General features: G+C 46.5%; 7 protein-coding genes. All 7 read left to right on the plus strand.

Annotated elements, in window-relative coordinates; genetic code table 11:
* The first annotated feature begins 15 nt into the window (after nucleotides 1-15).
* Nucleotides 16-2,619, plus strand: a complete 2,604-nt coding sequence (locus RDN93_RS19900; protein WP_308747099.1) for a DUF4962 domain-containing protein — start codon at nucleotides 16-18, stop codon at nucleotides 2,617-2,619.
* Nucleotides 2,620-2,645: 26 nt separating this feature from the next.
* On the plus strand, nucleotides 2,646-3,383 hold the full coding sequence (locus RDN93_RS19905; protein ID WP_308747100.1) for a DUF3575 domain-containing protein: 738 nt from the start codon (nucleotides 2,646-2,648) through the stop codon (nucleotides 3,381-3,383).
* A 36-nt stretch (nucleotides 3,384-3,419) separates the two neighbouring features.
* A complete protein-coding gene (locus RDN93_RS19910; RefSeq protein ID WP_308747101.1) occupies nucleotides 3,420-4,430 on the plus strand; it encodes a DUF6562 domain-containing protein in 1,011 nt (336 codons plus the stop codon).
* 47 nt (nucleotides 4,431-4,477) lie between these two features.
* Nucleotides 4,478-6,028, plus strand: a complete 1,551-nt coding sequence (locus RDN93_RS19915; protein WP_308747102.1) for a hypothetical protein — start codon at nucleotides 4,478-4,480, stop codon at nucleotides 6,026-6,028.
* A 135-nt stretch (nucleotides 6,029-6,163) separates the two neighbouring features.
* Nucleotides 6,164-8,716: a DUF4962 domain-containing protein gene (locus RDN93_RS19920; protein ID WP_308747103.1), complete on the plus strand. Its 2,553-nt coding sequence runs from the start codon at nucleotides 6,164-6,166 to the stop codon at nucleotides 8,714-8,716.
* A gap of 44 nt (nucleotides 8,717-8,760) precedes the next feature.
* A complete protein-coding gene (locus RDN93_RS19925; RefSeq protein ID WP_308747104.1) occupies nucleotides 8,761-11,973 on the plus strand; it encodes a TonB-dependent receptor in 3,213 nt (1,070 codons plus the stop codon).
* Between the two features lie 21 nt (nucleotides 11,974-11,994).
* The gene (locus RDN93_RS19930; protein ID WP_308747105.1) at nucleotides 11,995-13,689 is read left to right on the plus strand and encodes a RagB/SusD family nutrient uptake outer membrane protein; all 1,695 of its coding nucleotides are present in this window, start codon (nucleotides 11,995-11,997) and stop codon (nucleotides 13,687-13,689) included.
* The last annotated feature ends 95 nt before the right edge of the window (nucleotides 13,690-13,784 follow it).

Genomic DNA, 13,784 nt, shown 5'->3' on the forward strand with positions numbered 1-13,784 from the left:
CAATCATTTGATATCATGAAAAAAGTATTATTGATTTCATTCGTAATCTTGTCTGCGGCTGCACAGATGACTTATGCGCAAAAGCAAGCAGTCATCAAGTTGATGGAGACAACGTTGATGCATGAAATGCGTGCTACTCCTTATCCGCTTGATAAGGCTGTGGTGAATGACCGTGCGGTTTCTTTCCAATGGCCGCTCCGTTCGGATATGAACTCGCAGGACAGTCCGTTGGACGGATTCGAACACAAAGTAAAGAAGGTGGATAAAACGAAAGTTACCTATCGCTTACGCTATTCTCAAGATGCCGGATTTAAGTCGGGCATCACCCAGGTGGATACCCGTTGGCCGTTTTACAATCCGGAGAAACCGCTTGCACCGGGTGTATGGTACTGGCAGTTCGGATATATGGAAGACGGACAAGTAGTGTGGGGAAGCACGCAACAGGTCACAGTGGAAGACCGTCCGGGAAAATTCTGTCCTCCCTCATTGAAAGCGTTGCTGGCAAAACTGCCTGCCGACCATCCGCGTGTATGGATAATGAAGGATGAATGGAAGGACTTTATGAACCGCAGTAAAGAGAAAGCGGAAAGACAATGGTATCTTGAACGTGCCGATAAGGTGCTTCAAACTCCGATGAAATCGGTGAAAGATATTAATACCTCTCAAGTGAAGAATCTGAAAAATGAAATGCAGATTAATTCGTACCTTACCCGTGAGAGCCGTCGCATTATTGATGCGGAAGAAGGAAATACCGAGGCGCTGATACGTGCATGGCTGTTGACGCAGGATACTAAATATGCCGACGAAGCCATTAAACGGGTGTTGATTATGGCAGGTTGGGACAAGGACAAGAATGTGAAAGGTGATTTCAACGCTTCCACTCTGTTGTCACTTTGCTCCATGGCTTATGATTCTTTCTATGACCGGCTAAGCGCGGCGCAAAAGAAAACTTTGTTTGATGAAATCAGAGTGAAAGGCGGCGAGATGTATGATAACTTCAATAACCGCATGGAGAATCACATTGCCGACAATCATGTATGGCAGATGACACTCCGTATCCTGACAATGGCGGCGTTCAGTGTATATGGTGATTTGCCCGAAGCAAATACATGGGTAGATTACTGTTATAATGTCTGGCTGGCACGTTTCCCCGGATTAAACAAAGACGGCGGTTGGCACAACGGTGACTCTTACTTCACGGTCAACACCCGTACCTTGATAGAAGTACCTTATTATTATAGCAAACTGACCGGATATGATTTCTTCTCCGACCCTTGGTATCAGGGAAATATCATGTACACTATCTTCCAACAACCGCCTTTCTCCAAATCCGGTGGAAACGGAAGCTCACATCAGAATGTGGGACGTCCTAACAGTATCCGCATCGGGTATCTGGACGCACTGGCACGCCTTACCGGAAATACCTATGCAGCCGACTTTGTACGCCGCACCTTGAAAGTGGAACCGGAATATATGAAAAAGGCCTTGTTGAACAAGCCCGGTGACCTTGCCTGGTTTCGTCTTCAATGCGACAAACCATTGCTGGAAGGCGAAGGATTGACGGCGCTTCCTGCAGGATACGTATTTCCCGAGACGGGACTGGCTTCTTTCCAAACTAATTGGGACAGAGTAGGCGGTAATGCCATGTGGAGTTTCCGTTCCAGCCCTTACGGCTCTACCTCTCATGCACTTGCCAATCAGAATGCGTTCAATACTTTCTACGGTGGACAGCCGTTGTTTTATAGTAGCGGACACCATATTGAATTTACGGACGTACACAGTATGCTGTGCCATCGTGCCACACGTGCTCACAACAGTATTTTGGTGAACGGCATGGGGCAGCGTATCGGAACAGAGGGATACGGATGGATTCCCCGTTATTACGCCAGTGAAAAGATAGGCTATGTGTTGGGAGACGCTTCCAACGCTTACGGAAAGGTGATTTCTCCGCTTTGGCTGACACGTGGCGAACAGTCCGAAGTACATTATACACCCGAAAACGGCTGGGATGAGAATCATGTGAAGACTTTCCGCCGCCACATCGTGAACTTGGGAAAGACCGGACTGATTTTCGTCTATGACGAACTGGTGGCAGACGAACCAGTGAACTGGAATTACCTGCTGCACACCACAGCAAATCCTATGACGGTGAATAAGTCGGACAACCGCTTTGTGCACATTCAAGCTACCAACCGCGGAGGAGCGTCGGATGCTTATCTTTTCTCAAGCGGAACGTTGCAAACCGATACTACCAGCAGTTTCTTTTATCCGGCAGAGAACTGGTTGCGCGCCGATGATAAAGGCAACTTCAAGAAATATCCGAATCACTGGCATTTTACCGCTACATCGGAGAAAGCACAAGTATATCGTTTTGCCACTATCATCAATACGCATGCGTTGAAATATCCCGCCAAAGACCCGGAAATTCTGTCCGACGGACGTATCAAAGTAGGTGGGTGGCTTATCAGTGTGAACCTGAAGCCCAATGGTGCTCCTTCTTTCTTCATCCGCAGCACCAAGGAGAATGTGAATATCACTTACAAGGGAGAAGCCACTATTGTCAGTGAAGACGGGTATGAAACAGTTATGAGGGATACATTGCCCGAACTGGAAATCTGATAAACGAACATGAAAGATACGGAACTATGAGACATTCGAAATTTAATATGAGAACTATGTGCCTGTTGGCTGCATTATCGGGTATAGCTGTTTTGTCGGCTCAGACTCCGGCGAAGCCCCGTGTGCAGACTTCCGCTGCTCCGGAAGAAACGACGGTCTACAAACCGGACGGAAAGAAGCCGGTAACGGTTATAGGTGTTCCCGCCAAAAAAGAAGAGGGCAAAAAGGACGTTTCCGGTAAAGCGGGCGCACGGAAGGCGGCTGCCTTAGGCAGCAAACGCTACCTGGCACTGAAAACTAACGTGTTGTATGACGCTTGTACTCTCTTGAACCTCGCTGTGGAAATGCAGGTACACAAAAAGATAACTGTGGAACTGCCTTTGACTTGCAGCTTGTGGGACTTGGGAAGTGAACACGGAGTACGTACCGTGGCATTGCAACCGGAAGCCCGTTGGTGGATAGGAAACGAAGCGGGACGGGGACATTTTGTCGGACTGCACGCCCATGTGGCATGGTTCAACGTGAAGTGGAACGACAACCGTTATCAGGACGTCGACCGCCCTTTGCTGGGAGCCGGACTAAGTTATGGCTACAAACTGCCTTTGTCCGAACATTGGGGAGCGGAGTTTACTCTGGGATTGGGATATGCCAATATGAAGTATAATACCTATTATAATATAGACAACGGTGCATTATTGGATACACGTGTCCGCCACTATTGGGGAGTAACCCGTGTAGGAGCGTCACTGGTATACCGCTTCTGAACTTAATAGGAATATACCTGTAAATACGATAACAATATGAGAAATAGTTTATATATACTGGCACATTGCACTTTTCTGCTATTCTTTGCTTTTTTAGTGAATGGATGCAGCCTGCACGAAGAGCCGGAAATGACTCCTGACGGAGAATTGGGAATAGACCCTACGGCGGTAACGCTGAATCTCAATCTGAACATGAATCTTAGTTTGGTGGAACGGGCACCGATGGCGGTCAGCCGTGCGGCGGAAACCAAATATCTGCGACGTTTTATCGTTGAGGCTTACCTGGATAGGCAGGTAGTGGCACGACAAACGGTGTATGAAGAAGATTTCAACCGTTCTACTCTGCCCGTCAGCATGAAGTTGCATGCCCGCAATTATCGCATTTTGGTGTGGGCTGACTATGTGAATGCGGAAACACCGGAACAAGGGCTTGTTTACGATGCGGAGAATCTGGCTTTCATTCTTCCTGCCGGAAAATATATAGGAAACAGCCGCTACAAAGATGTGTTTGCCGCTTCTACGACAGTAGACCTTACTTCCTACCGTAACGACTGGGGAGCTGAAACCGGACTTGATGTGACATTATACCGCCCCGTGGCACGCTATGAATTGATAGCGAAAGATGTGGAGACGTTTCTCTATAAACTCTCTACGGGCAGTTTGAAAGGTGAGAGCTTTACGGTTCGCGTGAAATACAGCGATTATCTGCCTACGGGATATAACTTATGGGACGATGTGCCCAAGAACTCGCTGATGTACATGGAATATAAGGTCGCTTTTGAACGTCCTGCCGACGGTACGCAAGAACTGAAACTGGGATTTGACTATGTATTGGCCGGTGCCGGAGAAACTGCTTCTATTCCGGTGGAACTGGAAATCCTGAATGAGAAGAGCGAAGTACTGGCACGTACCATATTGAGTATTCCTTGTGAACGAGGTAAGAATACAACTGTACGCGGTAACTTCCTTACTTCCGACGTAAATGGCGGAATAGGTATCGACCCCGGTTACGATGGTGATTTGGAAGTAGACCTTGGAGAATTATAATTAATAACAAATGAATTAAGAATTGCTTAACCATAAAAATTACAATCATGAAAAAGAACTTATTTTATTCGCTAATGACTTTGTGCGCAGTGCTTTTCACATCATGCGGACAAGAAGAAATCGTTTCGGACAATGGAAATGAAATCAAAGCTCCTGTTACTATCTCTGTACAGGCTCCTGTCAATAATCCTCTCAGCCGTGCGGGTGTCACTATACCTGATGGCTATACGATGCAGTGTATCATGCAATTACTGGATGCGGAAGGCAATACGGTAGGTGCGCAGGATACTAAACAGGTTAATGACGGAAAGGTATCCTTCACAATCTCAGTAGATGAACAGAAGAATGTAGCGAAAGCGTTGTTTTGGGCTGAATATGTTCCGACGGCGGGTGCTGCTGGTAAAGTATATGATACAGCCGATTTGAGAGCCGTAGGATATAACACTGCGTCATTCGATATGACTAATGCTGCGTTAATGGCAGCTTGTGATGCTTTCTGCGGAAAGTTGGAAACTATCGGTAATGCCAGCGTGACATTGAAGCGTCCGTTTGCTAATATTAGTGTACAGCCGAAGAATCCGGCAGTAGCAGCAGAGGCAACTAAACTGGAAGTGAAATATAATGCTTTGAGCGGATATGATATTTTGGAAGGTAAATGCAGTTCTACTGCTCCTGTGACTTATACGAATGCAGGTTTTAATGCGGCAAGTGGAGCTTGGATTTCTAATTTCTTCTTTGCTCCTGCGGATGTGACGAAATTTGCAGAGGAAATTACTATGACATTAAGTGGTGGATATGATAAGGTGATTAAGATACCGACTAACGCATTACCTTTGGATGTCAATATGCAGATTTTGGCGAAGTTTGAGATTGGTGATGGTAACTTCGATGTTGACGTAGAAGTAGACCCCGATTATGAAGCATTGGAAATGAAAGTCGGCAGTTATATCAATGCGGAAGGTAAAGTGGTACGTGATGCAGCGGATGCTGTTGGTATCGTTTTCGCGATGGAAGTTATCGGTGATGATGTTCCGGCTAATTATCCAGCTGCACTTCAGGGAAAAACGATTGCCGGATATGCGGTAGCGATAGAGAATGTGGCGGCTGGTCGCCAAGCTCTTAATATTGATAAATTAGAGACTTTAGTTGAAACAGAAAAAGCGCTAACTAATGGCATTCAGACTACAGAGGCTTTGCTTACAGGTATTGGAGATGTTGCGTTTAAAACAACTTATAACAAATGGGTAGGAGAACATGCTTCCAATAGTGAAAATCTGAGTGCATGGTATATTCCTACATTGACACAATTGAGTGCATTTATGAATACATTGTTTACAATGAAAGATATATCTGCTACCGGTAGCGAAGATTTCAGAAATATACCAGAGTTTGAATTTGTCAATGGCAAGATGTTTGATAGAGAACCTATTGCTACGGTGTACTATGCTTCCAGTACGGTCAATAGTGGTAAAAATATCTCGGGTGTACGCATTAATGTAGCAAGTGGTGTTGTAACCAATGCGCAAGAAGCAGGTATATCTGTAACAACAGGTGTTCAATCAGCTCTTTGCCGCCCCATGATTACAATCTTCAAATAAGTCTTTGAACACTCGACCTTACTCAATAGAAATTTCAAGAAAGTGGGATGCCCCCATTCCACTTTCTTACTTTCTTCCCTTTTTGAAACTTTAGAGAATAACCCTCATAATCTTATACCTAGAAAAGAAAATAATATGCACACTCCATTTCGCCTATCGGTTTTCCTCTTGTTAGCTGTACAGTTGTTCATCGGCTGCACATCCGACTCGCTACCCGAACCGGACGGTTCGCAGCCCGAGACGCCCACCGGAGCTCCCGATACTTATCAGGATAAGATACGCACACAGCCCTATCCTAAAGCAGACAATGAACTGTATCTGAATCCAGCTCCTTTTATTGTTCCTCAAGCTATGAAGACAGGCGAAAGACTGCAATTCTCCCTCTCGCGTACCGAAGATTTCAGCAGTTCCGAAACATTGGTCACCGAACCGCAGGAATGGTGTATGTATAATCCTCATCGCCGCTTGGATACCGGCACATGGTTCTGGCGTTTCCGCTCTACTAATGCCAATGGAGCTATGCCCGGTGAATGGAGTCAGACCTATCGTTTTGAAGTGAAGAATGATACGCCGGAATTTGTAACACCCACTTTTAAGACATTCTTAGAAAACGCTCCCCGTCTGCATCCCCGTATTTACTGTTTTCTCGATGAACGTATCGAGGAAGCTCGTAGTCGTGTAGCTTCACATCCTGAATACAAAGAACTGCAAAGCCGTGCAACTCTCGCATTGAATACCGATTATACGACAATGACCGACCTGTATAACCGTGCCGAAGAGCTTCGGCAACACGCCACCTATCTCTATCAGGCTTATCACCTGACTCAAAAAGAAATTTATGCTGAAAAGTTGCGTCAGCTTCTCGAAGCCTTGATTGCCGCTCCGCCTGCCGACAGACAACTTTTCGCATCCAACTTTACCGCCAGCAACATCGCCTGGTGTCTCGTTGCAGCTTATGACCTGCTTTATGATAATCTATCTGCTTCCGACCGTACCTCGGCCGAAGAACTGATGATGCGTGTGGCACGCTATTATTATAAGGTGAATTGTGGCTTTCAAGAAAACCATCTCTTCGACAATCATTTTTGGCAGCAGAATATGCGTATTCTCTTCCAAGTCGCTTTGTCACTCTACGACAAGCCGGCTTATTCTTCCGAAGTGCTGCCGATGCTGGAATATTATTATGAACTGTGGACAGCCCGTGCCCCTGCTTCCGGTTTCAATCGTGACGGTGTGTGGCACAATGGTACAGGCTACTTTAGCGCCAATATCTTGACTTTAGCTTATATGCCCGCTTTGTTTTCATACATTACCCGTCAGAATTTCCTGCTGCATCCGTGGTATCGGAATGCAGGACGTTCGATGGTCTATACTTGTCCGCCGGGCTCGAAAACTAACGGCTTTGGTGATAACAGCGAAAAAGGCACTGAGCCTAATCGCCTGATTGCTGCTTTTGCCGATTACCTGGCTTGTGAAACAGGCGACTCTTATGCCGCATGGTATGCCGGTGAATGTCGGGATTTGTTGCGTCGGGACTATGAATTACGTCTTTACCGTATGTGTACCGACCAGAACTATGATACTGCTTTCCCTGCGGACGCAGCAAAAATGGTATGGTATAAAGATGCAGGCGAAGTGGCTATGCACAGTCATCCGGAAGATACGGGAAAAGACCTTGCGCTCTCGTTCCGTTCCAGTACATTCGGTTCGGGTAGTCACACCACTGCCAGTCAGAATGCTTTTAACTTGCTGTATAAAGGAGCCGATGTCTATCGTAGCACAGGCTATTATCAGAATTTCAGTGATGCGCATAACCTGATGTCTTACCGCCATACCCGGGCACACAATACGCTGTTGGTGAACGGCATTGGACAACCTTATTCCACCGAAGGCTACGGTAGCGTGATGCGCGCTATGGGCGGACAACATATCAGCTATTGTCTGGGCGACGCTTCGCATGCTTACAGAGGTATTAGTAATGACCCCATGTGGATAGATTACTTCAAGCAGGCAGGTATTACACAAACGCCTGAAAATGGTTTCGGTACTACTCCATTGACTAAATATCGCCGGCATATACTCTTGCTTCATCCTTCTACCGTGTTGGTGTACGACGAACTGGAAGCTTCGGAAGCTGTCCGTTGGGAGTGGTTATTGCATAGTCCTACGGAATTTGGAATTGACGCTGTGAAAAAGACATTGTCTACCAATAATAATGCCAAAGGCTTTGTTGCCGTGACTCAACTTTTCGGCGGGCACGTTTTCGCCTTGTCACAGACCGACCGCTTTGCAGTACCACCCGCTACTACAGGAGCAGACTATCCAAATCAATGGCATCTCACCGCACGGGTGGACGGCAGTTCCGCCACTCGCTTTCTGGCTGTCATTCAGGTAGGCGACACGAAGGAATCCGTGTCTGCCATCCGTCGTGAAGGTGATACTTTCAGTGTAGGTGACTGGACGATTGAAGCTGTTCTTGACGCTTCCAAATCCTCGAAGCTCACGGTTACTCATCGTACGGAACCGGCAGTATTCAGTTATGGAATAGATAATCCTGCGTTGAACGGAACTTCTTATTCCCGTCAGTACACCGGTTCCTCAATCCTTTATGATGAAATGAACGGCACTTGGAAAGTGACAGAGATGACCGACCGGGCACCTGTATCTACCCGGGCGATAACCCGGTAACAAAACAATGAACTATAATGAATATCAATAAAGAATAGAATATCATGAAAACTAAGATTATTAGTATTTTATTTCTGCTTGTCGGTATATCCGGCATTCACGCCCAAAGTCTGACTGTCACCGGAAAGGTGATGGACAACGAGGGACTGGAAGTGATTGGGGGAAATGTAACTGTGAAAGGCAAACCAAACGCAGGTACTATCACCGACATCAACGGTAAATATACCATTACCGTCAGCGACCCGTCTAAAGATGTACTGGTCTTTTCTTTTATCGGTCTGGAAAACATGGAAGTGCCCGTGAAAGGAAGGAAGCAGATTGACGTGACTATGAAAGCGGCTTCGGTACTGCTGGACGAAGTGGTGGCTATCGGTTATGCCACAGTAAAACGTAAAGACCTGACCGGCTCCGTAGCTTCCGTCAGAAGCGATGATTTGCTCAAAGTTCCTTCGTCCGACGTCACCCAAGCTCTTGCGGGGCGTATGGCGGGTGTACAGATTATACAGACAGACGGACAACCGGGAGCTGCCATGTCAGTACGTGTACGTGGCGGTATATCAATAACGCAGAGCAACGAACCGCTTTATATCATCGACGGATTTCCGACGGAAGACGGCATGTCCAGTCTCGACCCCGCCGATATTGAAAGCATTGATGTCTTGAAAGACGCTTCGGCAACAGCTATCTATGGTGCCCGCGGAGCGAATGGAGTAGTGGTAATCACTACCAAAAGCGGTGCGAAAAGTGAAGGAAAAGCGACTCTTACTTTCGACTCATATGTAGGCGTACGTACGCTTGCCAAACGTCTGAATGTGCTGAGTGTGGAAGAATTCGTACTGGCGGATTATGAAAGAACATTAGGTGATGCCACCGACCCTGCAGAAAGTATGCGGGCATGGCAAACCCGTTACGGCGGCTTTGTCGATTTGCACGAAAATTATGCCAACCGTGAGGGTATAGATTGGCTGGACCGTACTATGGGACGTACCACCGTTACACAGAACTACCGGGTAGGCGTGAACGGTGGTAATGACAAACTGAACTATAATATGTCTTATGGTTACTTCAAAGATGAAGGTGCCATGGTGTATAGCGGAAGCGACAAACACAATATCTCGCTTAGTGTAAAGAGCGAAGTGAACAAGCGTCTCTCCGTCACAGGACGTATCAACTTCGATTATCTGAAAGTATATGGCGCGGGAGTTGCCGGAAACGGAACGAACGAAGGCGGTAGCAATGTGGACGCTAAGTTCAACAAAATGGTGCAGATACTGCAATACCGTCCTACAATCGGAATTCGTGGAAGTGATGATGAGTTGTTGGCAGGAGAAGACCCCGTATTGAGCGATGCGGACGGTAACGTGATGCAAAATCCGTTGATTGCCGCTGCCGAAGAAAAAGACAACAAGGAAACACGTACCTTGCAAGCCAATGGCGGACTGACCTTCAAAATAATGAAAGGACTGACCGTCCGAAACAATACAGGTATGCGTTACCAGCTATACCGACGCGAACTTTTCTATGGCGACCAGTCCATTATGGGAAGACGTAGCGGTATCTACGGCTCTATCCGAAATACGGAAACCGGAAGTTTCCAGACCTCTAACGTCCTGACTTACGACAAGCGCTTTCAGAAGAAGCATAAAGTAGTGGTGCAACTGGGACAGGAATTTGTGAAACGTTGGACACGTGTACTCGAATCCGGTGTGAGCGGACTGCCTACCGATGAATTTATTCTGGGCGATATGAGCCTGGGTACTCCGTCTGTTGCTTCGTCCGATGAAAACTTTGACGACAACCTGCTTTCTTTCTTCGCCCGTCTCAACTACGACTTCACCGACAAATATTTGTTCTCCGCCACTTTCCGTGCGGACGGCTCTTCCAAATTCGGCAAGAACAATAAATGGGGATACTTTCCCGCCGTATCGGCAGCCTGGCGTGTGAGCGAAGAAGATTTTATAAAGAGACTGAACCTCTTTTCCGACTTGAAATTCCGTATCGGATACGGTCTGGCAGGTAACAACCGCATCGGTAGCTACAACAGCCTTGCCCTGATGTCTTCCATTACCACAGCCATGGGAGATAAACTCACCCCCGGTTATGCTTCCAAACAGATACCGAATCCAGATTTGAAATGGGAAGCGAACAAGACATTTAATATGGGGGTAGATTTGGGTTTCCTGAATCAGCGTATCACTGTTTCGCCCGAATTTTATATTAATAGGAGCAGTAATTTGTTGCTGAATGCGCAGTTACCTTATTCTTCCGGTTATCAGACAATGTTGATTAACGCCGGCGAAACGAAAAATGTAGGTGTGGAATTGACGGTGAACACAGTGAACTTCTCTACAAAGAAATTCAGTTGGAACACTACACTGACGTTGTCGCACAACAAGAATTCCGTGAGAGCATTGACCGGTGAGGCGGTACAACTCTACGAAGCCAAGTTCGGCTTTAACCAAAATACGCATCGTATTGCTGTCGGCGAACCTTTGGGGCAATTCTATGGCTACATCACGGATGGTTTGTATCAGGTAGATGATTTCAATTACGATGCTTCCACCCAGACTTATACACTAAAGGACGGTGTACCTTATCATGGTGACAGGGGTCGGATTCAGCCGGGAATGTGGAAGTTCAGAAATTTGACCGAAGGGGATGATATTATTGATGAGAATGATAAAACTATCATCGGCAACGCCCAACCGAAATTCTACGGCGGTCTGAACAACTCCTTTACTTACAAAGGATTTGACTTGAGCGTATTCCTTACTTTCAGTTATGGCAACGAGGTGTTGAACGCCACTAAACTGGTTACCAGTAAAATAGGCAGCCAGAACTATAATGCATTAGATGTAATGAACAGCTCCAACCGCTGGATGACCATCAACTCCGCAGGGCAGAAAGTAACAGACCCCGGAGAACTGGCAGCTTTGAACGCCGGTAAAACGGTAGCCGCCTATCATGACGCCCAGCAAGGAGACAATTATATCCACTCCTGGGCAGTAGAAGACGCTTCCTATTTAAAACTAAGCAATGTGACTGTGGGATATACATTCCCGAAACACCTGATTGCGAGAGTAGGATTGAAGAACCTGCGCCTATATGCTACGGGCAATAACCTGCTGACCTGGACAAAATATACAGGTTTCGACCCGGAAGTCTCTACAATGAAAAGCGGTCTGACACCCGGTGTCGACTTTGGAGCATATCCTCTCAGCCGTTCTTTTATTTTTGGTCTCAACGTAGCTCTCTAATTCTTTAAATACATAGCAATCATGAAAAAGATACATCTATTATATATCGCATCCGCCTTATTGCTGACAGGACTTACCTCTTGTGAGGACTTGCTGACGGAAGAACCTAATTCAAAGTATGACCGCGACCGCTATTTCGATTCGGAAGAAAAAGCGGAAATGGCAGTAATCGGGATATATAGCTCCCTGTCGGACTTTAACCATTACGGTTGGTACGAAATGGCTGTTCCGGCATCGGACGATACCTATTATACCGCCCGCACACAATCAGACAATCAGGTTCATGACATCGCGCATTATCAACTCAACTCCACGAACACATGGATTGAAAGCATTTGGAAACTGAAATATGAAGGAATCGACCGTGCCAACCTGACTATTGACGGTATCAGCGGCATGACGGGATACAACGAAAATATGCGTCTGAAAGCATTGGAAGCCGAAGCCCGTTTCCTGCGTGCCTTCCTTGCATTCGACTTGGTGAAAGGCTGGGGAGATGTTCCTTTCAAAACCGCTTATTCTTCATCCTATGAATCCGCCTTCGGTGAACGTGTAGACCGTGAAACGATTTACGACGAGATTATAACCGACCTTATTTTCGCAAAGAACAACCTGGACTGGGCGACAGCTTCTTCCACTCCCGAACGGGTGACGCAGGGAGCAGCCCGTGCGTTGTTGATGCGTGTATATCTGCAACGTGCCGGATATAGCCTTCACTCAAACGGGCAGTTGGAACGCCCGGACGATAGCAAGCGCAAAGAATATTTCGATGCAGTGATAAAAGAATGGGAAGCCTTTGAAGCAAAAGGATACCATGACTTTTATGACGGCGGCTATGAAGCGCTTTTCAAAAGTTTCTCGCAAGGCGTATTGAATACGAAAGAGAGCCTTTGGGAGATTGCTTTCTATCATTCACAGGGACGTCGCAACGGTGGAGCATGGGGAATTTATAACGGTCCGCAAGTGGCGGAGCCTACCGGAATCTCCGCATCCGAAGCGAATCAGTACATGGGACGTGCCAATGGTTTCTTTATCGTTGTTCCGGAGTGGCGCAACTTCTTCGAAGAGAAGGATAAACGTCGTGACATAGCGATTTGTACCTATCGTTACACCTGGAATGGCACGAAAAAAGAACATGTAAAAGAAGAAAGAAGTGCCGGAAGTTGGTACGTCGGAAAATGGCGCAGGGAATGGATGCCGAAAGAATCATGGAATAAGAACATCAATTATGCCGATGTGAATTATTGTCCTTTACGCTATGCCGATGTCGTATTAATGGCTGCCGAAGCATACAATGAAACAGGCACCGACCGTCAGAAAGCTTGGGATTTGTTGAATAGTGTCCGTACCCGTGCCGAAGCTACCTCTATTACAGAAGCGAATTATGAAGAAATGATGAGCGCACGGAAAAAAACGCATAACCTGAGTTTCATCGACGACTCTACCCCCGAAGGAAAGTTCCGCACGGCTCTCTACTGGGAACGTGGTCTTGAACTGGCTTTTGAAGGACAACGCAAGTACGACCTGATACGTTGGGGCGTATTGGGGAAGGCACTGAAACTGTTTGGTGAAGCTAGTTCTGTAAACCAGAAAGAGAATAAGCCCTATCCCGCTTACCGTAATTTTATAGAAGGCAAACACGAGCTTTTCCCTATCCCTCTGAAGGAGATACAAAGTAATCCGAAACTCAATGGAATGAATAATAACGGGTATTAGCAAGACCTTCAATAGAATAGGCAACCGGAAAAATATACAAAAATAGTTTGCCAATTCAAAGAAAAGCCGTACTTTTGCAAGCCGATTATTATCAC

It is taken from the genome of uncultured Bacteroides sp. (assembly GCF_902491285.1).
Classification (GTDB): domain Bacteria; phylum Bacteroidota; class Bacteroidia; order Bacteroidales; family Bacteroidaceae; genus Bacteroides.

What these genes read in the sequence shown, in the direction of transcription:
- RDN93_RS19900 (WP_308747099.1), top strand. Translation starts at nt 16, where the DNA reads ATGAAAAAAGTATTATTGATTTCATTCGTAATCTTGTCTGCGGCTGCA.
- RDN93_RS19905 (WP_308747100.1), top strand. Translation starts at nt 2,646, where the DNA reads ATGAGACATTCGAAATTTAATATGAGAACTATGTGCCTGTTGGCTGCA.
- RDN93_RS19910 (WP_308747101.1), top strand. Translation starts at nt 3,420, where the DNA reads ATGAGAAATAGTTTATATATACTGGCACATTGCACTTTTCTGCTATTC.
- RDN93_RS19915 (WP_308747102.1), top strand. Translation starts at nt 4,478, where the DNA reads ATGAAAAAGAACTTATTTTATTCGCTAATGACTTTGTGCGCAGTGCTT.
- RDN93_RS19920 (WP_308747103.1), top strand. Translation starts at nt 6,164, where the DNA reads ATGCACACTCCATTTCGCCTATCGGTTTTCCTCTTGTTAGCTGTACAG.
- RDN93_RS19925 (WP_308747104.1), top strand. Translation starts at nt 8,761, where the DNA reads ATGAAAACTAAGATTATTAGTATTTTATTTCTGCTTGTCGGTATATCC.
- RDN93_RS19930 (WP_308747105.1), top strand. Translation starts at nt 11,995, where the DNA reads ATGAAAAAGATACATCTATTATATATCGCATCCGCCTTATTGCTGACA.